Below are 20608 nucleotides of genomic sequence, written 5' to 3'. Positions count from 1 at the left end.
AGGAGACATGGCAACCCTGACGACAATCCGGCCACCGGCCGGCGAGACACCGTCCCGGTCCAGGAAACGGCGGCGCCGGGAGCGCCCGGGCATCCAGGGCCTGCGGCGCAGCTTCCGCCGGCACTGGACCCTGTATCTGCTGATGGTCGTGCCGCTGGTCTGGTTCGCGGTCTTCAAGTACATCCCGATGTCGAACGCCGTGCTGGCGTTCAAGAGCTTCAACGTGGTCAAGGGCATCTGGGGGAGCCCGTGGGTGGGCTGGCAGAACTTCGAGCTGTTCTTCCACAATCCGGTGTTCTGGACCCTGGTGAAGAACACCTTCCTGCTCTCGGTCTACACCGTCGCGGCCAGCTTCCCGATTGCGATCATCCTCGCGCTGGCGCTGAACGAGATCCGGACCGGCCTGTTCAAGCGGACCGTGCAGCTGGTGACGTACGCGCCGTACTTCATCTCCACCGTGGTCGTCGTGTCGATGACGATCCTGGTGCTGTCCCCGCGCCTCGGCATCGTCAACGAGGGCCTCGGGTTCTTCGGCGTCCCGTCGATCGACTTCCTCGGGAACCCTGACTACTTCCGGCATATCTATGTCTGGTCCGACGTGTGGCAGACCACTGGGTACTCCGCGGTGATCTACCTGGCCGCCCTGGCCGGCATCGACCCGGCGCTGCACGAGTCGGCCCGGATCGACGGCGCGAGCCGGCTGCAGCGGATCCGGCACGTCGACCTGCCCGGCATCATGCCGACCGCGGTCATCATCCTCGTGCTTGCTGTCGGCAACATCATGGCGATCGGTTTCGAGAAGGCCTTCCTGCTGCAGAACCCCCTCAACCTGAGCGAATCCGAGATCATCGCCACCTATGTCTACAAGACCGGTCTGCTGAACGCGGACTTCAGCTCCGCGACCGCGATCGGGCTGTTCAACTCGGTGATCAACCTGGTCCTGCTGCTCGGGGTCAACGCGGTGGCCAAGCGGATCACCGGGAACGGATTGTGGTCATGACCATCCAAGCCGAAGCGCGCACCATGCCCGGCCGGCCCACCAGGTCGACCAAGCGGAACGAACGCCGGGCGGCCCGGGCCCGGCGGATCCGGGAGTCGCGGACCGACCGGATGTTCCTGTTCTGTGTCTATCTGCTGCTGCTCGTCTTCCTGGCTGTGGTGTTGCTGCCGCTGCTTTACATCGTGGCGAGTTCGTTCAGCAGTCCGGAGGCGGTGTCGTCGGGCCGGGTGCTGTTCTGGCCGGTGGAGTTCTCGCTGCGCGGTTACCACGCCGTCTTCGAGAACCCGCAGATCGTCCAGGGCTACCTGAACTCGTTGTTCTACACGGTGGTCGGCACGATCGTCAGCGTCACACTGACGATCGCGATCGCCTACCCGATGTCCCGCCGGACGCTCGTCGGCCGCAACGTCGTGATGACGCTGATCCTGTTCACCATGCTGTTCACCGGCGGGCTGATCCCGACGTACCTGGTGGTGCAGTCGGCCGGTCTGCTGGACACCCGGTGGGCGCTGATCATCCCGCAGGCGATCGGGGTCTGGCAGGTGATCATCGCCCGGACCTACTTCCGGACGGCGATCCCGGAGGAACTGGTCGAGGCCGCACAGCTGGACGGCTGCGGCGACCTGCGGTTCCTGTGGTCGGTGGTGATCCCGCTGGCCAAGCCGATGATCGCGGTGGTCGCGCTGATGTACGCGATCATGCAGTGGAACTCGTACTTCGACGCCCTGATCTACCTGAAGAACCCGGATCTGTTCCCGTTGCAGCTGGTGCTGCGCAACATCCTGATCCTGAACACGACCGGCGGTGGGGCGGTCGACGCCTCCGTCCTGCTGCAACGCCAGCAACTGGCCGACCTGCTCAAGTACTCGCTGATCGTGGTCGCGAGCGTGCCGGTGCTGCTCATCTATCCGTTCGTCGCGCGCTACTTCACCAAGGGAATCATGATCGGCGCCGTGAAGGGCTGATCCTCCGCATCACCACCTCGACCCCTGTGAGGGACCTATGTCTGTACAGTTCAGAAGGCGGAGGCGTGCCGCGATCGTCGGCACGAGTCTCCTGGCACTCGCCCTGGCGGCGTGTTCCGGTGGCAGCTCGAGCGACGAGCAGGCCAAACCGCTGCCCACGATCACCGGGAATCCCGGCGTCACCCTCGACGTCTTCGCACCCCAGTCGGCCGACTGGAACCTGGCCACGAACGACTTCACCAAGGCGGTGAAGGAGAAGTTCAACATCACGATCAAGTGGCAGAACACGACGTTCGACGGCGGCCCGGCCAAGGAGAAGCGGCAGATCTCGCTGGCCAGCGGCGACTACCCGGACCTGTACCTGCTGATCCCGTGGGTCGACCAGTTCACCCAGGCCGACCTGCTGAAGCTGTCCAACCAGGGCGTCGTCATCCCCCTCAACCAGCTCATCGACCAGTACGCGCCGAACATCAAGAAGGCCCTCGACTCCACGCCCGAGTGGAAGGCGATGGCGACCGCGCCGGACGGCAAGATCTACGGCATGCCGCAGTGGGTGGACTGCTTCCACTGCACCTACCAGGACAAGCTCTGGATGAACTCGGCGTGGCTGAAGAAGCTCGGTCTCGAGCAGCCGAAGACCACCGAGGACATGCGCAAGGTGCTGCAGGCGTTCAAGACCCAGGACCCGAACGGCAACGGCAAGGCCGACGAGATCCCGCTCAGCGCGGACGTCCGGGACGTCCTGATCCCGTACTTCATGAACGCGTTCATCTACGACCCGCAGGGCACCAGCGGCAACAACAACTCGACGCTCGTGCTGAACGACGGCAAGGTCGACATCCAGGCGAACAAGGACGGCTGGCGTGAAGGCCTGCGGTACCTGAACTCGCTGTACAAGGAAGGCCTGATCGACCGCGGCGCGTTCACCCAGAACCCCGACGCGCTGGCGCAGCAGGGCAACAAGGCCGGCACGGTCGTGCTCGGCTCCGCGACCGTGCTGCACCCGGGGATCTTCGTCAACACCGGCTCGCCGGACGGACGGGACAAGCAGTACGACGCCGTACCGCCGCTGACCGGGCCGAGCGGCGCGAACTTCACCGGCTACAACTTCCCGAGCGCGCCCGGCGCGACCTTCGTGCTGACCAACAAGGCGACACCGGAGGAGCAGATCCAGGCGATCAAACTGCTCGACTACATGTTCACCGAAGAGGGCGAGATCAACGCGTTCTGGGGCACCGAGGGCAAGACCTGGCGGAAGCCGCAGGCCGGTGACGTCGCGCTCGACAAGTCGCTGAAACCGCTGTACGCACAGATCCAGCAGAAGCCGGGGGCGAAGCCGCCGAACTCGGGCTGGCAGGCGCTCGCGCAGTACAACAACAACGCGAAGTACCGGAACTCCGAGGCGATCGCGACCGATGTGTACTCGCCGGCGGGTTACGAGCGGCGGTTGTACGAGGCGACCAAGCTCTACGCGGGCAAGGAGGACAAGTCCAAGATCTACCCGTACTGGAAGGTGTGGATCGAGCCGACGCTGGCCAACGAGATGGCGACGCTGCAGACCAACATCGACAACTACGTGCAGCAGAACGCGCTCCAGTTCGTCACCGGTTCGAAGAACCTGGACACCGACTGGGACGGCTACGTCAAGGGCCTCGACGGCCTCGGCCTGAAGCGCTACCTGGAGATCCAGCAGGCCGCCTACGACAAGATGCCCAACAAGTAGCACCTCCGCGGACCGGCCGGGGCACTCCGGCCGGTCCCTCACCCCTGACGAGGAGCAACCTGTGTCGTTCGACGCAACCTTCGACTCTCTGACCACGTTCGAATGCCCTGACTGGTTCCGCGACGCCAAGCTCGGCATCTGGTCGCACTGGGGACCGCAGTCGGTGCCCCGGTACGGCGACTGGTACGCGCGGCACATGTACCGCGAGGGCAGCGACCAGTACCGCTATCACCTGCGGACCTATGGGCACCCGTCGCGGTTCGGCTACGAGGACGTCGTCAGGCTGTGGAAGGCGGAGCGCTTCGACCCCGAGGAGCTGATGGACCGGTTCGCGGCCGCCGGTGCCCGGTACTTCGTGGCGCAGGCCGTGCACCACGACAACTTCTTCAACTACGACTCGGCCGTCAACCCCTGGAACTCGGTGAAGGTCGGACCGGGCAAGGACATCGTGGGGCTGTGGAAGGCGGCCGCCGACCGGCGCGGGCTACCGTTCGGGCTGACCGAGCACCACGGCGCGTCGTTCACCTGGATGAAGGCCACCGAAGGCCCCGAGGTGCCGGATCCCTGGTACACCGACGATCCCGCGTGGCACCGGCACTGGCTCGAGGCCGTGACCGAGATGATCGACCGCTATCAGCCGGACCTGCTGTACTCCGACGGGCCGCTGCCGTTCGGTGAGGTGGACTACACACCTGGCCTCCGCGCGGTCGCCCGCCTCTACAACACCAACCCCCGCGCCGTGTACCAGCAGAAGGACCGCCGGCCCGAGGTGAGCGCGGTCGGCGTGATGGACATCGAGCGGAGCCAGACACCCGGTATCAACCCGGCACCGTGGCAGACCGACACGTCGGTCGGTGACTGGTTCTACAACGTCCGCGACGTCTACAAGACGGCCGGCCACGTGATCGAGATGCTCGTCGACATCGTGGCGAAGAACGGGAACCTGCTGCTCAACGTCCCGCAGCTGCCCGACGGCACGATCGACGTCGAGTGCTCCCAGCTCCTGGACGATCTCGGCGCGTGGACGCGGATCTGCGGGGAGGGGATCTACGGCACCCGGCCGTTCCGGGTGTTCGGCGAGGGACCGTCGACCGTCGTCATCAAGGGTTTCACCGAGGACCGGGTGAGCTGGACGAGCTCCGACTTCCGGTTCACCCGGCGCGACGACACCCTGTACGCGTTCATGCTGGCCTGGCCGGACGACCGGCGAGCAGTCGTCCGGAGCCTGACCGGCCACGAGACCGTGACCGGTGTCCGGTTGCTCGGCCACGGGCCGGTCCCGTTCGAGCAGGCCCACGGCGTACTCGTGGTCCGCCTCCCCGACACCGCACCGGTCGATGTCGCGAACTGCCTCGCGATCGATCTGGCCGGCTGACGGTCAGGGGCGGTAGCGGGCGATCAGAGTGTCCATCGCCTCGTCGACGGCCGGGTCGACGTGGCGGCGGGCCGGGTCCTCGTCGTGCCAGGCGATGATTTCGCGGGCGCCGGCCTCGAAGGGAATGGTGGCGACGTAGTCGGGGACCACGCTGCGGAGCTTGCTGTTGTCGAAGACCGCCGAGTGGGTCTTGTCGCCGAGGAGGCCGTCGCCCCAGCCCGGGTGGACGGCGGCGATGGCGTCCGAGGGGACGTGGACGATCTGCGCCGACGTACCGGCCGCAGCGGCGAGGGTGTGTGCGATCTGGTCCCAGGTCAGGATGTCGTCGGACGTGATCTGGAAGGTGTCGCCGAGCGTGCGGGGGTGGCCGAGCAGCGGGACCAGGCCGCGGGCGAAGTCGCGGTGGTGCGTCAGGGTCCACAGCGAGGTACCGTCACCGTGGACGACGACCGGCAGGCCGCGGCGCATCCGCTCGACGATCGTCCAGCCGCCGTCGAAGGGGACCAGCGTGCGGTCGTACGTGTGCGACGGCCGGATCACCGTGACCGGGTAGCCCTCGTCGCGGTACAGCCCGGTGAGCAGGTCCTCGCAGGCGATCTTGTTGCGCGAGTACTGCCAGTAGGGGTTCCGCAGCGGCGTCGACTCGGTGATCGGCAACCGGGCCGGCGGCGTCTGGTACGCCGAGGCCGAGCTGATGAAGACGTACTGGCCGACGTGCCCGCGTAGCGCGCCGGTCCGGGCGCGCACGTGATCGGGGGTGAACGCGATCCAGTCGACCACGACGTCGAAGTCCTGCCCGGCGATCTCGGCGAGCGTCGCCGGGTCGTCGATATCGGCGGTGATCACCCGCGCCTCCGGCGGGACCGGACGGCTGGCGGTCTTGCCGCGGTTGACGATCGTCAGGTCGAGGCCCGACTCGATCGCTCGCCACGAACAGGCCGAGCTGATGATTCCGGTCCCGCCGAGGAACAGCACACGCAGGCTACTCATACCTCGCAATCTACTTGGCGTACGCCAGCGTGCCGAAGCCGGTCTGGTCGAAACCGCCGCTGTTCGGGCCGTAGTCGCCACCACCGCCCTCGGGACGGACCTGTGCGGCCATCGCCGAGATGTACGGGACCGAGAGGTACTTCCGCCGGGTGTAGTGGTAGTGCAGGATCTCCCAGACCGGCCGGAGCTGGCCGCGGCTCGCGCTCGAGATCACGGTGTGCTCCTGGTGTGCGCAGTTCTGCCCGGTGCCCCAGGTGTACGTGGTGAACGGCACGTCCTCGCCGAGGTTGTACTTCGCGACGTACTGCGCGGCCTTCAGGAAACGGTTGTTGTCGTAGCCGTACAGGTCCTCGCCCTGGTTCCACGCCATCTCGCAGAACGCGCCCAGCTGCCCGATGCCCATCAGCGTGTGGCCCTGGTCGCGCCCGGATTCCTGCCACTGCGCCAGCCCCTGGTCGTCGTACACGAACGGGATCGCGTGCCGGATCGAGCCGTTGCCGGCGCCGAACTTGTAGTAGTTCACCGCCTGGTCGTACTTCGCGGCGTCGTCGCAGAGGATGCCGATGGCAAGGATCGAGTTCATCGTGCACAGGTCCCAGTTGGCCCAGTAGTTGGTGATGCACGCATCGTTGTGGTTCAGCAGGAACGAGTTGTTCAGCGGATAGAAGACGTTCAGCATCATGGTCTTGAACCGGGTCAGGTCGAAGCCGGAGTAGCCGCGCATCAGCTCGGCCACGTTCGCGAACTGGTATCCGTAGATGCCGGCCGCCAGGAACCGGTCCGCGTTACCGGTCACCGTGGTGAGCGTGGCGGACCAGGCGTTCAGGATGTCCCGCGCGCAGTCGCCGTGCGCCGTCGAACCCTGCACCCACCAGCGCAGCGCGTTCTGGTAGGCGGCGTGGATGTCGTTGTAGAGGATGCCGTAGTTCTCGCCGGTGCCACCGCGGACGATGGTCGCCTGCGGGTTCGGCCGCCAGGTCGACTGGGCGTGCCCGTTCGCGACCAGCCGGTTCCATCCGGACAGCCAGGGGTCGTCACCGGCCGCGACCCGAACCTTCGCCCGGTTCAGGTCACCCCAGTTGTGCAGGCCACCCGGGTGGGTGAACGTCGCGGGCGCGGCATCCGCGCTCCGGCCGAGCCCGAGGACGCCGGCCGCGGCCGCGGCCGCACCTCCGGCGACTTTCAGCAGTGTGCGTCGATCGATCTCCCTGTCTTTCATCCTTCTCCTTCGGGGCGGTGGTGTCAGGACACAGTGAGGATGAGGCTCTTCGTGGTGGTGCCGGCCGCGTTCGTCACGGTCAGGGCGACGTTGTGGGTCCCGGGGGTCGTCGGGACGCCGGAGATGACGCCGGTGGTCGCGTCGACGGTCAGGCCGGCGGGCAGGCCCTGGGCGCCGAAGCCGGTCGGGAAGCCGGTTGCGGTGATCGTGAGTACGACGGGTGCGCCGGCCGTGACCGCCGCGTTGCCCGGGGTCGTGATCGCCGGTGGCGCCGTCGTCGGGGCCGTGGCCGCGTCCAGCCAGCGCAGGTTCGTCACGTGTTCGTTGACGTGCACGTTCGCCATGTCGGCGACCGCGAACCAGCCGGGTTTGCGCATCGTCGACGCCATCACGGTGCCGTTGACGACGAGGTTCTGGAACGTCACGTCGTTGATGCCGCGCGCCTCGTCGTACCCGAGCATCATCGCGGTCTCGGCGTTCCGGCCGGTGTAGGTGAGGTTCTTGACGTACACGCCGTCGATGCCGCGGCCGGGCGAGGTGTTGTAGGACTTGTTGTAGGCGACGCGCAGGTGCAGGAACTGTCCCCAGCGGAAGTCCTCGACCCGGACGTTCTCGATCCGGACGTTGCGGACCAGGTTGCTGTCGCCGGGGTTGAGCGCGATGCAGCCCTGGTACCACTTCTGCGGTTCGCGGTGGTCGAGGATGTCGACGTTGCTGATCGTGAGGTTCTCCAGCACCTCGGGGTCGGCGGTGTTGCCGTGCGTCCCGACGTTGACCGGGTGTGCCACGTCGGCCCAGAGGCTGGAGTTCGAGACGGTGACGTTGCGGGTGTCGCCGTAGTAGTCCCAGCGGTGCGTGTAGAGCGCGATGCAGTCGTCGGAGCAGCGCAGGAACGAGCGGTCGATCAGCACCTCGCTGCTGGAGAAGATGTCGATCCCGTCACCCCACTGTCCGGCGCTGAAGTAGCCGAAGTCGGTGATCGAGACCTGGTCGGACATGCCGGCCGTGATGGCGTACCCGGTGGTCAGGTTGAGCATCGAGATGCCGTCGACGCTGATGTTCTTCGAGCTCACGATGGTGCAGCCGCCGCCGGCGGTGCCGTAGATGACGCCGCGACCGCGCAAGCGGGCGTCGGTGACGTTGCTGAAGATCACCGACGTCTTCAGCACGGCGCCGCCGGCCAGGTAGACGGTCTTGCCGCTCGGGACGACCAGCTGACCGGTCGCGGTCGTGTGGACGCCGGGGCCGAAGTAGATGACGTCCGGGTCGTCCGGGGCCGGGACCGAGGTCTCGACCGGGCGGGTGAGCAGATGCAGGCAGTCGAAGATCTCGCCGTTCACCTCGACCACGATCTTGCGTGGCCCGGTGAGGGTGAACCGGAGCGTGTCGTCCTCGATCCGCGGCTCTATGCCGTACGACAGCGGCCGGATCCGGGCGGTGTCGACGGTGCCCTTGGTGTACCTGACCATCACCTCGACCGCGCCGTCGAAGTCGAAGTACGCGAGTGAGGACTTCAGCACCTGGCCGGCGCCGGTGGTGGCGTTGATCTGCTTCAGGTTGACCGAGTAGGTCGCCACCGGCTGCCACGGACCGGGGCCGGTGCGGACCTTGACCTCGAACGTCGAGGCCTGCGTGATCCCGTCCGGAATCGGGTAGGTGACCACGGCCGGGGCCGTGGGCGTGGCGGTCGCCGTGCTGACCCGGGTGGTGACGTAACCGGCGGCGATGCTCGCGCCGGTGGCCTGCAGCAGCCGGCGTCGGGTGATGTCTGGATTCATCGGTGGGGCGCTCCTCAGCTGATCGAGACGTTGTCGAACACGGTGGTGTTGAGGACGAACGGATTGCGGGACACGACCGCCAGACCGGCGTGGTACGGCGCGTCGCCGAAGCCCGCGATCGCGGCGGGCTCACCGAGCGGCGTCCAGCTCTGGCCGTCGGGGGAGGTCTCGGCTGCGAACGTCGCGCCGGCCCTCCGGAGCCGCAGCCAGACGGCGCTGCCGGCCTCGGTCGTGACGAGACCGGTCGCCACGCGCAGGCGTCGTACGAACTGCGTCTTGTCGCCGGTCACGATCACACCGGCCAGCTGGTCGAACGGCGACAACGACTTGGCCATGACGAGTCCGACCCGGCCGCCGGGGTCGCTGCTCACGATGCGCGCGGTGATGGTGTGGTCGCCGATGAGCGGCACGGAGGCGTACTGCGCGGTCATGCCCTGGTTGATCAAGTTGAGGTCCGAGCCGGCGCCCCGGACCGTGAACCTCCCGTCGGCGTGGCTCGTGATGCCGGGCGCACGGATCGCGACCGCGCTGTACGTGCCGAGCTCGCGCTCGTCCAGGACGTAGTCGCCGATGTCGCGGTACGACCACGGCTCGGGTGGCGGGGCGGCGACGGTCAGCGTGACCTGCGCGGTGGCGGTGGCCGTGGCGTTGGTCGCGGCGATCGTGATCGTGAAGGTGCCTTGCTCGACGGGAGTGCCGGAGATGACGCCGGTTCGGGGGTCGACGGAGAGCCCGCGGGGGAGGGCGTTCGCGCAGTAGGTCGCCGGATCGTTCGTGGCCGCGATGCGGTAGCGGAACGGTCTGCGTGCGTTGGCGTACGCGACGGTCGCGCTGGTGATGGCGGGCGCGGCCGGGGTCGGCATCACCGCGCGGGCCTCCGCCGAGACTTCGCCGCCCCCCGCGACGTTGGTCTTCGTGACAACGTAGCGATAGGTCGTCCCCGGTACGCCGGTCGCGTCGCGATAGCGGGCCTCGACGCCGGACCCGGACACGTCGCTCGCGATCACCTGGTACCGGCCGCCCGCGCTGCGGTGGATCGCGTACGAGGCCGAGACGTCCGGATCGGTCCAGGCCAGCTCGATCGCACTCGCGGCGCTCGTCGCCGTGAGCGGACCGGCGATCGGGTCCGGCCGGCGGACCGACCAGCCCGGCACGGTGACGTTGTCGAACGCGGCCGTGGTCGTCTCGGCGTACGTCGTGTCGAGCGTCGAGCACGCGGCGATCCCGACGTACAGGCGGGCGCCGAGCTGGAGCTTCGACGAGCCGACCTCGGTCCAGGTCGTGCCGTCGGGGGAGATGAGGCCGGTGAAGGTCGTGCCCTTGCGAACGAGCCGGACCCAGTACGGTCTGCGCAGCCGGTAGCCGTCGCTCGCCGCCTCGACGTACGGCGCCTCGAGCGGCGTCGCGGACCGGGGCAGCGTGCCGAGGTTCGAGATCGGGAATCCGGCGTCCGACGTGATCGCGACCTGCTGTGACGGCGGGACCAGCGTGCTTCCGGTGCCCGTCGTCGGCGCGTCGGTGTCGGGCCGGACGGTCCATACTCCGCTCCACGTGTGCAGCGGGAGACCCTTGATCAGCATGGACGCGTGCGCGGACCCGGGCTCGAGCGAGCGCCGCATCATCACACCGACGCTCGCGTATTGCGAACTCACCGGATGGACGACGCGGGCCGTGACGACGCCGTCGCCGGTCATCGGCACGTACGCGAACCGGAAGCTGTCCCGCGTCCCGCCGATGTCCGCGCCCGCGGCCTCGAGGACGAAGGTGCGGCCGTCGAAATCGGTCCTGCCCGTGCGTCGCACCGGTCCGATGTCGCGGCCGGCCAACGGTGACCGCTCGGCCGCCACGGGCAGCGAGGCCGCGCTGGTGCCGGCGGCGTTCGTCGCCTCGACCGTGTAGTAGTACGTCCGGCCCGGACGCGCTGTGGTGTCTGTGTAGGAGGTGCTGGTGACCCCGCCCGCGATCGTTGTGAACGCGTCGCCGGTCGAGCGCTTGACGGTGTAGCTCGCCGCGTTCGTACAGCTCAGCGGCTCGACGGATCCCGCCCAGCGCAGTGCGACGCCGGCCGGATCGGCCTGTGCGGTGAGGCCGTACGGCGTTCCGGGTGGGGCGTCCGGCGCCGACGTCGCGCCGGGTTCCTGCGCGTGGGTGAGCGTGCCCCAGCCCGGGTGGTCGTCGTTCGTGCCTTCCACGAAGCGGCTGCCGTTGCGGAACACGACCTGCTCCAGGTACGGCGCCCGTAGCCCGCGTCGCCCGACGTAGTGGCCGTAGGCAAGCTCGTAGATCGGCTGGAACTGTCCACGGTTGCCCGTGGCAATGACCGTCTTGAGGTACTTGCCGGTGCGGTCGAGGTCGGGCCCGAACGGCACACCGTCGTCGCCGAGGTTGTAACGGGCGGTGTACTCGAACCCCTTGAGCAGACGGTCGTCGCTGTGCCCGAAGAGGTCGACGCCCTGGTTCCAGGCGACCGCGGCGGTGTCGGCGAGCAGGCCGAGCGCGAGTTGCGCGTACGCCTGACTGCGTCCGCTTTCCTGGCCCTGGCCGGTCGCCTCGACCACGATGTGCTCGATCCGCCCGTTCCCCGCGCCCGCGACGGCGTACCGGACGGCGTTCTCGAACATCACCCGGTCGTCGCAGAACACCGCGATCGCGATGATCGTCTGCAGCGCGGCAACGTCCCAGTTGCCGTTGGCGAACAGGGCATTGCCGGCGAACGAGCGGTACCAGACCTTGCGGAACGATTCGCGGCACCGGTCGACGGCCGCCGCCGGCCAGCCGGTGTAGCCGGTGTGGCAGAGCAGCTCGGCCGCGTTGACGAACTTGAAGCCCTGCAGGCCGGAGCCGAGTTGACCGTCCGCGCCGGTGATCGCTTCGAGGCTCCCCGACCAGGCGTCGAGGATGTCGCGCGCCTTGTCGGCGTACCGGACGTCGCCGGTCACGGACCACATCAGCGCGTTCTGGTACGCCGCGCACGAGTCGCTGACCGCTTCGGCCATGAAGTTGGCCGGGCCACGACCCCACGAGGTGATGTGACCGGTGTTGCGGACCACGTAGTCGTACGACGATCTGGGGTGCGCGGCGAGCGCGAGGAAGCCGTCGTACTGCGGCGCCTGCCGGCCGGCGACCGCGGCGCGCATCCGGCCGAGATCCGCCGCGCTGTGCAGGATGCCTGGGTGGGCGAAGCCGGTGGTCGCGGCCTGCGCCGGCTGGAAGGAGAGTTGGGTGGCGACGAGCGATCCGCCGGTGGCGAGCAGGACGGTACGGCGGCTGGGTCGTGGGTTCACGCTGGGTTCCTCCGCGGATCAGGGGGCGTCGAGGAGCTGGACCTCGGCGAGGTTGGTGAAGCCGCCGTGGCCGTCATAGATCCGGAGCATCGGCTGCGCGGCCGGGGCCGCGAGCGGGAAGGCGTACCACTGGTTCCCGTCGGTGATGCCGGTGATCGTGGCGAGCGTCGTCCAGGTGGCGCCGCCGTCCGCGGAGCCTTGCACGAGCGTGCCGTTGGCGCGGGCCGGGAGGTTGCTCCGGGGACGGACCCGGACGGTGTCGAAGTCGAGGGTCGTACCGGTGGGCGGCGTCACTGTCACCCAGCCGTTGCCGCTGGTGGTGTCGGTGAAGGTGTTGAGGTCGCCGTCGAACATCCGCCAGCCGTTCGCCTCGGGAGTGCCGACGCCGGGGAAGGCCGGGCTGGACGCGGTCACCCAGCTCTGGTTGACCGCGACCGTGCGAACAGCGCTGTTCCAGAGTTGGAGCGCGGTGCCGTCGGTCGTGTCGACGATCGTCGCGCCGGTGTGTCCGGTGGCCGTCGTGTAGTCGACCGTGAAGCGAAGCGCGCGCCCGTACGCCACGTTGTCCGGAAGCGTCACGGACGCCGTCCAATGTGTCGCGTCGGAGCGCTCGACCTGTGCGTCGGCGCCCTCGACGGTTGCCGTCACCGTGCTCAGCGGCTCGGTGGCTGCCAGGGTCAGCGTGACCTTGTCGCCGTTCTGCGCGACCTTCGGGTCACTGTTGCTCGACGCGATCGAGACCGAGGTCAGCGCCGTACTCATCTCGACGCGTTCGCCGTAGATCCGGAACTCGCTGAAGCTCGACAGGCCCGGGTACGCCGGATCGGTCGGTACGCCCGGGTGGTCGACCTGGAGCTTCAGGAACCGGAAGCTCAGGTTCTTGACCTCGGCGCGGACCGGGATCCGCTCGAGCGCGAAACCGTTGCCCGAGGTGTCGGTGGTCTCGCGGGAGGTCAGCAGGGTCCAGGTCCGGCCGTCGTTCGAGCCGTACACGTTGGCGCCCTGGGACCGGTTGGCGAAGTTGTAGCGGGCCTGCAACCCGAACGCGTCGGAGCGGATCCGGAACCCGGTCCCGTAGTCGATGACCGCCGGCGCCCGCAGGTCGCCCGAGAAGGTGTTGAAGTCACCGTCGAGCAGGTTGCCCAGGGCAACCTGGGACAGCGCCGCCGAGGTGGCCCGTCCCCAGTAGTCGAACGACCCGTCGTCCGGCATGGCCGGTGTCAGCTTCTCCAGCCCGGCGACCGCGGCCTGGACGGCGGCGAGATCCTTGGCGAACGCCGCCGCATCGGCGCTGTCCACGTGCGACTCCGCGAGCGACTTCGCACCCTCGACGGCGTTCTTCGTCGCCTCGACGTACTCGGCGGCGGGCTCGTAGCCCTCCAGCGCCGCGTCGATCGCGGTACGGCGATCCGGGCTGACGGTCAGCCGGACCCGTAGTACGGCATCTGTCGCGGCGTCGGACGCCACCACAAGGACATGGTGCCGACCGAGCTGCTCTGTTGTGGGTGTCCAGGCGAGCGTGCCAGTGCCACTGTCGAGGCTCGCCCCGGTGGGCAGCGTCGTACCGGCCGCGTACGTCAGGGGGTCCTGATCCGTGGCCGGCAGTGGGGCCGTTAGCGGTTCACCCGCGACGGCGAGCAGGTGGACGTCGTCGCCCTGCTGGAATTGCGGAGGACTGAGTTGTGTCTTGGCCTGCAGGTTGACGGCATCGAGGTCCACGTCGACGGTCGGCGAGCTGAGGATCGTGTAGTACGCGAGGTTCTCGCCGCCGGCGCTGCCCCGGAGCTTGGCGGTGCTCATGTCGTAGGCGATGTAGCGCCACAGCCCGTGCGTGTTCGGAAGCGTCACGGTGGCGTACGGAGCGAGCGTTCGTTCCTTGCGGATCTGCAGCGTCGCCGTTCCGTTGGTCCGGATCAGGACACCGACGGGGCTGTACCCGGTCCGGTCGGCGTACAGCAGGGTGCGCACCGCGAGGGTGGCTCGGGTCTTCATCCGCACGAACGTGCGCTCGTCCTCCCGCCGTACAGAGGTCCCCGGCGTGACCGGCACGGTGCGAGTCTCCGCCTGCACCAACGCGTCCTGCTGCACCGGGGGAGAGGCGGCCGATGCGGGGAAGGACAGCCAGGCGTCAGGGTTGAAGTCCGGGTTGCTGTTCCAGTAGTTGTACGCCGACGTGCCCCAGAAGAACCGCGGCCCGCCGTCCTGCGTCGTCGCGAACTCGGTGATGCTCGGCGCGACCGCGGAGATCGCCGGCCCGAGCAGGTCCTTGTAGACGTGGTAGAGCTCGTTGGTCGGGTCGAACAGCCGCCCGCGATAAGCCTGCGAGAGCACGCCGCCGCGCTGGGTGGTGTCGATCCAGGGAATGTCCTTGCCCATCATGAACGCGAAGAACGGCTCGGACCCACGCAGCAGCCGGTAGCCGCCGAACACGTACGGCGAGACCGCGTCGCGCCGCGTCGACGGCGTACCCCGCACCGGATCGAGGCGGGTTCCCTGCACGTCGACGACCCGGGCCAGCTGAGTCAGCATCGTGACGTCGTCCCAGGCGTGGGCCTGGTCCCGGCCCATCTCCTGGAGCTGCACGAACGTGCGGTGGTACGGATTGCGCGGGTCGTCGGCGGCGATGACGGGCATCACCTTGCTCAGCGCGCCGTTCGTGTCGTCGTCCGGGTTGGTGGCGTTGACCGAGAACCACTCGACCGCCTCGCGGTAGCGGGGAAGGTTGTCGGTGAAGATGTAGCCGGCGATCGCACCGACGAGTGAGTAGCTGTGCTGGTTCATGAAGTTGCGGTTGCGATACAGGAACGTCTGGGTCATCGGCCCCACGAGGTTGGTGGCCAGGTTCGCGGTGTCGTCGGCGTTCCAGCGCAGGTCGTAGCCGGTGGACCCGGGGTTCACGCTCGTGTAGCGGAGGATCTCCGCGGCGGCGAGCATCCGCATCAGCGGCGGCCCGCTGTGGATGTGCGCGTCCGGGTAGTACGCGTACTTCGCCGGATCCATGTGACTCCAGATCCGGACCAGCCGCAGCCCGTTCTCGCGGTACGCCGGGTCGCCGGTGACGACGTACTGGATCGCCTGAGTGTAGGCGCGGAACGCGTCGTCGATGAACAGCGACTGGACGCCTTGCGAGTTGAACGCGGTGTTCGCGGGCTGGTCGGTGCCCGGGCCGGCGTTCTTCGAGCTGAACGTCGCCGACGCGTACGACGTCGCGATCATCGCGGCGTAGTACGACGCCCACGGCTCGGCGCCCTGCCGCACCTGCGCGCGGGCCCGTTCCAGCGACGACGCGCTGACGGCGATGCCGGGATGGACGAACCCTGCCGCCGAGGTCACCCGGTTGATGGCCGGCAGCGGGTACGCCACTTGCTGCGCTTGAGCGGACGGTGTGCCGAGCAGGCCGCACAGGACTGCGATCACCGTGGTGGCGCCCAGCCAGGCGAAGCGGCGGCGGGGCGGGGGAACTCGGTCCGGATCAGGCATCGCTGCACTCCCAGGTCGTCGGTCTCGGCGCGATCGGAGCCTGGCATCACGGCCGTGCGGGGCCAAGAACGCAGCGCACTCCGAAAATTTCCGAACCCCAAAGACAACGTTTGCTATGCCACGCTGAGGCGCAGATCCCGCCTGCCGGAAGAAAGCGCTCTCGATGGGCGCTCCGACCCCTGGAGGTACCGTGTCCGATCGACCGACGGCCGTCGTCGCCATGTCCGCGGAGCACTGGCCGTCGCTGTTCCCGGACCTCGTCCACCGCCGGCTCGGTGAGCTCGTGGAGTTCGATCCGGCCCTGGTCGTCGACCGCCTGGACGATCCGCGGCTCGGCGCCCGGCTCGCGGACACCGAGATCCTGGTCACCGGCTGGGGGTGCCCGGCGATCGACGGACCGGCACTCGACGCGATGCCGAAGCTCCGGGCGGTGCTGCACGCGGCCGGCAGCGTGAAGGGCCACCTGTGCCCGGAGGTGTGGGAGCGCGGCATCGCGGTCTCGTCGGCCGCCGCCGCCAACGCCGTACCGGTCGCCGAGTACGCGCTCGCCGCGATCCTGCTGGCCGGCAAGGGCGCGTTCGGCTTCCGCGAGCGCTATCGCCGGGAACGCTTCTTCGAACTGGGATTCATCCATCCAGGCGTGGGGAACTACCGGCGCAGCGTGGGCATCATCGGAGCCTCGCGGATCGGGCGGCAGGTGATCGACCTGTTGCGGCCGTTCGACGTCGACCTGCGGGTGTACGACCCGTACGCCGCCGATCTCGACGTACCCCTGGTCGACCTGCGGACGTTGCTCACGTCCAGCGACGTGGTCAGCGTGCACGCGCCGTCGACGGCCGAGACGTATCGGATGCTCGGCCGCGCGGAGCTCGCACTGATGCCGGACGGCGCCACCCTCGTCAACACCGCCCGCGGGCAGCTCGTCGACACGGACGCGCTGATCGAGGAGTTGCGGTCGGGTCGGCTCTCGGCCGTCCTCGACGTCACCGACCCCGAACCGCTGCCGCCCGAGTCGCCGCTGTTCCACCTGCCGAACGCCTTCGTGACGCCGCACGTCGCCGGATCGCACGGCAACGAGCTGGCCCGGCTCGGGGCCTGCGTCGCGGACGAACTCGCGCGGTTCCTGGCCGGAGAGCCGCTCCGGCACCCGGTCGCGCTCGCCGACCTCGACCGCGGCGCCTGACCCGGCAGGACAACGATTCCTACCCGGTTCAGCCCTTGACACCCTCCGATGGCCACGGCTACGGTCACGGCCAGATGGAAAGCGCTTTCTATATCGTGCAGGTTCGCAGAGAGGAGATCGCCGTGACCGACCGGTCGACCGGCCCCGGGCGGAGCGCCGCACGCCGTCGTGCGACGCTGCGGGGCAACTTGTGGCTGGGGGTGCTGGCCCTGCCGGCCGTGGCGTTCTTCCTGGTCTTCAGCTACGCGCCGATGGCCGGCCTGGTGGTGGCCTTCAAGGAGTTCGACATCAGCAAGGGAATCTTCGGCAGCCCGTGGAACGGCCTGGACAACTTCCGGTACTTCTTCAGCTCCGGCGACGCCCAGCGGATCCTGGTGAACACGCTGCTGCTGAACGTGCTGTTCCTGGCCGCGACCCTGGCGGCCGGCGTGACGCTCGCGATCATGCTCAACGAGCTCCGCGGCCGGTACTTCAAGCGGGTCGCGCAGTCCACGATCTTCTTCCCGTACTTCGTGTCGCCGGTCGTGATCGCGATCATGCTCCAGGTGCTGCTGTCCGGCCCCGCCGGCTCCGGTGGCGCGGTCAACGACGCGCTCGCGGGCTTCGGTCTGCCGACGGTCAGCTGGTACACCGAGCCCGGGCCGTGGCCGTGGATCCTCACGGTCGTGAAGGTCTGGCAGCTCGGCGGCTACCTGAGCGTCATCTTCCTGGCCGCGATCACGTCGATTCCCGAGGACGTCTACGAGGCCGGTCAGATCGACGGCGCCAGCCGGGCCCAGATGGCGCTGCGGATCACGCTGCCGCTGCTGAAACCGACGGCCGCGGTGCTGCTCGTGCTCGGAGTCGGCCGGATCTTCTACGGCGACTTCGGCACGATCTACGCGATCGTCGGCGACAACGGCACGTTGTTCCCGACCACCGACGTCATCGACACCTATGTCTTCCGTTCGCTGCGCCAGATCGGCGACTTCGGCACCACGGCCGCGATCGGCCTGTTCCAGTCGGTCGTCGGCTTCGTCCTGGTCGCGACGGCGGTGCTGATCCAGCGCAAGTACTCGAAGGAAACGAGCCTGCTGTGACCCCTGCTGCTACCGAGGCCCTGACCTCGAGCCTGGCCAAGACGTCCGCGCGGACGGCGACCCGCCGCCGGCGGCGGCCGGAGGCGTTCACCGTGATCAGCGCGATCGGCGTGACCGCGTTCATGATCGTCTGCCTGGTGCCGTTCTGGATGATCGTGTCCGGGTCGTTCACCGACGAGCAGACGCTCGCGACGACCGGCTACAGCATCGTCCCGCGCCCCTTCTCCACCGCGGCGTACGACCTGATCTTCACCGGCCCGACGCTGCTGAGCGCGTACGCCGCGAGCGTGTTCATCACCCTCGTCGGTACGGCGCTGGCGCTCGCCTGCACGTCCGGACTGAGCTGGGTGATCGCGCGCCGGCTGCCCTACATCAGCAGGCCGCTGTCGGTGTTCGCCTACATCCCGATGCTGTTCACCGGCGGGCTCGTCCCGCTGTACCTGCTCGTCACGCAGTACCTGAAGCTCCAGAACAGCTACTTCGCCGTCATCCTTCCGTTGCTGGTGGCACCTTTCCTGGTGTTCATCCAGGTGTCGGCGTTCCGCCAGCTGCCGGAGGAGATCCTCGACTCCGCGCGCGTCGACGGGGCCGGGGAGATGCAGATCTTCTTCCGGATCGGGCTGCCGCTGTCGAAGCCGATCCTCGCGGTGGTGGGCCTGTTCTACGCGGTGCACTACTGGAACGAATGGTTCACCGCGCTGCTGTTCATGTCGGACATCCACAAGTACCCGCTCCCGCTGTTGCTGCAGAACCTGATCTCGAACGTGTCGTTCTCGCAGATGCTGCCGACCGCCGCGGAGCAGTCGACGCCGGTCTACCAGCTCCGGCTCGCCCTGACGGTCGTGACCATCGGCCCGATCCTGCTCGCGTATCCGTTCGCGCAGCGCTACTTCGTCAAAGGCATCACCCTCGGAGCCACCAAGGGCTGACGGCTCCCTCCCTCACCTCAGGCACTACTTTCAGGAGGCATCGTGCCCGCCACATCTCCCGCCGGTCTCAGCAGGCGCGGCTTTCTGGCCGCGAGCGGCGGCCTGTCCATCGCGGCCCTTCTCGGGCTGAACGGCTGCGGCGACTCGTCGTCCGGCACCAAGAGCACCGCCGACACCCTCACCGTGCTGCTCCCGGGGGACGCGAAGCCGGGCTGGGACACCGTCCTGGCCAAGGTCAACGAGAAGCTGAAGAACGACCTCGGCTTCACGATCGCGCCGCAGTTCGTCGCCTGGTCGAACTACCAGCAGCAGTCGTTGCTCAAGTTCACCGCCGGCGACACCTTCGACACCGCGCTGCAGGCCCGCTGGCTGAACATGATCCAGCTGGTCGCGAGCAAGTCGCTGGTCCCGGTCGGCGACCTGATCGGCAAGTACCCGAACCTGAGCAAGACGCTCGACCCGCAGCTGCTCGAGCAGAACAAGTGGTCGGGCAAGCTGTACGGGATCCCGCAGGTGAACTCGGCCGCCCGGTTCCACCACTTCACCGTCCGCCAGGACCTGGCCGACAAGCTCGGCATCGGCGAGATCACGGCGTTCGACCAGCTGGAGAAGTTCTGGTACGACGTGAAGCAGAAGGAGAAGGTCACGCCGGTCGGCATCTCCTCCAACATGCCCAAGCTGCTGGTCGCGTTCGCGCCGGTCGGCTGGCTGAACCAGCACGACTGGGAGAACCCGCACGTCAGCGTGCAGTCGTTCAGCGGCGGCTCGTTCCCGTTCTACCTGGCGCAGGACGGGAAGACCACCGGCTCGGCGCACCCGATCCCGTTCTGGGAGGCGCCCGGGGTCGTCGACGCCCTGCGGCGGGTGCGCAAGTACTACCTGGACGGCATCATCAACAAGGACGCGCTGAACGTCGACTCCTCGACGATCGGCACCCAGTTCGAGTCCGGCCGGATCGCGACCCGGTGGGCGATGACCGACGGGCTGTCGTCGCAGTCGCTGACCCCGCTCCGCAAGGCGGTGCCGAGCGCGCAGATCGCGAACGTCATGCCGCTGGGCGGCGGCCGGAGCGCGAAGCCGAACCAGACCTTCCAGGCCGACAACTTCGTCGTCCTCAACGTCAAGGGCAAGAGCAACGAACGCGCGATGCAGCTGGAGGACTGGGTCTCGATCAAGGAGAACCACGACCTGCTCAGCTACGGCATCGAGGGCACGGACTGGAAGCCGGTCGGCGAGGACAAGTTCCAGCAGCTCTCGCAGTACGGCTTCCCCGGGTACGCCCTGTGCTGGCGGCAGAAGCTCGAGCTGAAGATCAAGGACATCACGCCGACCGAGGAGGCGTGGTTCGACTGGGCGCAGGACTACAACAACTTCACCGTCGACCCGTACGCGTCGTTCGTCCCGGACGTGACGCCGGTGAAGCGGCAGGACAGCCAGGTCAGCGCGGCGATGACGCAGTACGGCAACCCGCTGTGGATCGGCGCGGTCGACGTGGACAAGGGGCTCGACGCGCTGAAGAAGGCGGTCGAGAAGGCCGGACTGGCAGAGCTCCAGGCGGAGCTGGAGAAGCAGGCGAACGCGTACCTCAAGGGCCAGTGAGCGC

Annotated in this window: 13 protein-coding genes; 8 read left to right on the top strand and 5 right to left on the bottom strand. The window is 68.2% G+C overall.

Annotated features, from left to right (window positions below):
* Window positions 1–7 precede the first annotated feature (7 nt).
* From ABZW60_RS17260 to ABZW60_RS17245, 4 genes are all read left to right on the top strand, one after another.
* A complete protein-coding gene (locus tag ABZW60_RS17260; protein ID WP_355477833.1) occupies window positions 8–1000 on the top strand; it encodes an ABC transporter permease subunit in 993 nt (330 codons plus the stop codon).
* Entirely contained in the window at window positions 997–1965 is a 969-nt protein-coding gene (locus tag ABZW60_RS17255) for a carbohydrate ABC transporter permease (protein WP_355477832.1), read from the top strand. The genes ABZW60_RS17260 and ABZW60_RS17255 overlap by 4 nt, the downstream gene beginning before the upstream one ends.
* Before the next feature lie 37 nt (window positions 1966–2002).
* Window positions 2003–3688 (top strand): ABC transporter substrate-binding protein, encoded by a 1686-nt coding sequence (locus ABZW60_RS17250; RefSeq protein ID WP_355477830.1) that lies wholly within the window; start codon window positions 2003–2005, stop codon window positions 3686–3688.
* Window positions 3689–3749: 61 nt separating this feature from the next.
* A complete protein-coding gene (locus tag ABZW60_RS17245; protein ID WP_355477828.1) occupies window positions 3750–5063 on the top strand; it encodes an alpha-L-fucosidase in 1314 nt (437 codons plus the stop codon).
* A gap of 3 nt (window positions 5064–5066) precedes the next feature.
* On the opposite strand, the gene ABZW60_RS17240 is transcribed toward ABZW60_RS17245, so the two are convergent.
* From ABZW60_RS17240 to ABZW60_RS17220, 5 genes are read right to left on the bottom strand one after another with little or no spacing between them, the layout of a single operon-like run.
* The gene (locus ABZW60_RS17240; RefSeq protein WP_355477826.1) at window positions 5067–6053 is read right to left on the bottom strand and encodes an NAD-dependent epimerase/dehydratase family protein; all 987 of its coding nucleotides are present in this window, start codon (window positions 6051–6053) and stop codon (window positions 5067–5069) included.
* A gap of 10 nt (window positions 6054–6063) precedes the next feature.
* Complete coding sequence (locus ABZW60_RS17235; protein ID WP_355477824.1) at window positions 6064–7272, bottom strand: alginate lyase family protein; 1209 nt, start codon at window positions 7270–7272, stop codon at window positions 6064–6066.
* A gap of 23 nt (window positions 7273–7295) precedes the next feature.
* Entirely contained in the window at window positions 7296–9050 is a 1755-nt protein-coding gene (locus ABZW60_RS17230; protein ID WP_355477822.1) for a putative Ig domain-containing protein, read from the bottom strand.
* A 14-nt stretch (window positions 9051–9064) separates the two neighbouring features.
* Entirely contained in the window at window positions 9065–12334 is a 3270-nt protein-coding gene (locus ABZW60_RS17225) for an alginate lyase family protein (RefSeq protein WP_355477820.1), read from the bottom strand.
* 18 nt (window positions 12335–12352) lie between these two features.
* Window positions 12353–15814, bottom strand: coding sequence for a putative Ig domain-containing protein (locus tag ABZW60_RS17220; RefSeq protein WP_355477818.1), 3462 nt, complete (start codon window positions 15812–15814; stop codon window positions 12353–12355).
* 190 nt (window positions 15815–16004) lie between these two features.
* Here ABZW60_RS17220 and ABZW60_RS17215 point away from each other — a divergent pair, with 190 nt between their 5' ends.
* From ABZW60_RS17215 to ABZW60_RS17200, 4 genes are all read left to right on the top strand, one after another.
* Window positions 16005–16997, top strand: coding sequence for a hydroxyacid dehydrogenase (locus ABZW60_RS17215; protein ID WP_355477816.1), 993 nt, complete (start codon window positions 16005–16007; stop codon window positions 16995–16997).
* A 122-nt stretch (window positions 16998–17119) separates the two neighbouring features.
* Window positions 17120–18076 (top strand): ABC transporter permease subunit, encoded by a 957-nt coding sequence (locus ABZW60_RS17210; protein ID WP_355477814.1) that lies wholly within the window; start codon window positions 17120–17122, stop codon window positions 18074–18076.
* Window positions 18073–19005 (top strand): carbohydrate ABC transporter permease, encoded by a 933-nt coding sequence (locus ABZW60_RS17205; protein ID WP_355477812.1) that lies wholly within the window; start codon window positions 18073–18075, stop codon window positions 19003–19005. The genes ABZW60_RS17210 and ABZW60_RS17205 overlap by 4 nt, the downstream gene beginning before the upstream one ends.
* Window positions 19006–19047: 42 nt before the next feature.
* Window positions 19048–20604: a DUF3502 domain-containing protein gene (locus ABZW60_RS17200; protein ID WP_355477810.1), complete on the top strand. Its 1557-nt coding sequence runs from the start codon at window positions 19048–19050 to the stop codon at window positions 20602–20604.
* Window positions 20605–20608 lie beyond the last annotated feature (4 nt).

Origin of the sequence: Kribbella sp. NPDC003557 (assembly GCF_040610805.1) — a bacterium.
Lineage (GTDB): Bacteria > Actinomycetota > Actinomycetes > Propionibacteriales > Kribbellaceae > Kribbella.
This window is presented reverse-complemented; position numbering and strand designations above follow the sequence as displayed.

Excerpts from the sequence above, each read along its gene's own strand:
- ABZW60_RS17260 (WP_355477833.1), top strand. The coding sequence starts at position 8 with ATGGCAACCCTGACGACAATCCGGCCACCGGCCGGCGAGACACCGTCC.
- ABZW60_RS17255 (WP_355477832.1), top strand. The coding sequence starts at position 997 with ATGACCATCCAAGCCGAAGCGCGCACCATGCCCGGCCGGCCCACCAGG.
- ABZW60_RS17250 (WP_355477830.1), top strand. The coding sequence starts at position 2,003 with ATGTCTGTACAGTTCAGAAGGCGGAGGCGTGCCGCGATCGTCGGCACG.
- ABZW60_RS17240 (WP_355477826.1), bottom strand. The coding sequence starts at position 6,053 with ATGAGTAGCCTGCGTGTGCTGTTCCTCGGCGGGACCGGAATCATCAGC.
- ABZW60_RS17235 (WP_355477824.1), bottom strand. The coding sequence starts at position 7,272 with ATGAAAGACAGGGAGATCGATCGACGCACACTGCTGAAAGTCGCCGGA.
- ABZW60_RS17230 (WP_355477822.1), bottom strand. The coding sequence starts at position 9,050 with ATGAATCCAGACATCACCCGACGCCGGCTGCTGCAGGCCACCGGCGCG.
- ABZW60_RS17220 (WP_355477818.1), bottom strand. The coding sequence starts at position 15,814 with ATGCCTGATCCGGACCGAGTTCCCCCGCCCCGCCGCCGCTTCGCCTGG.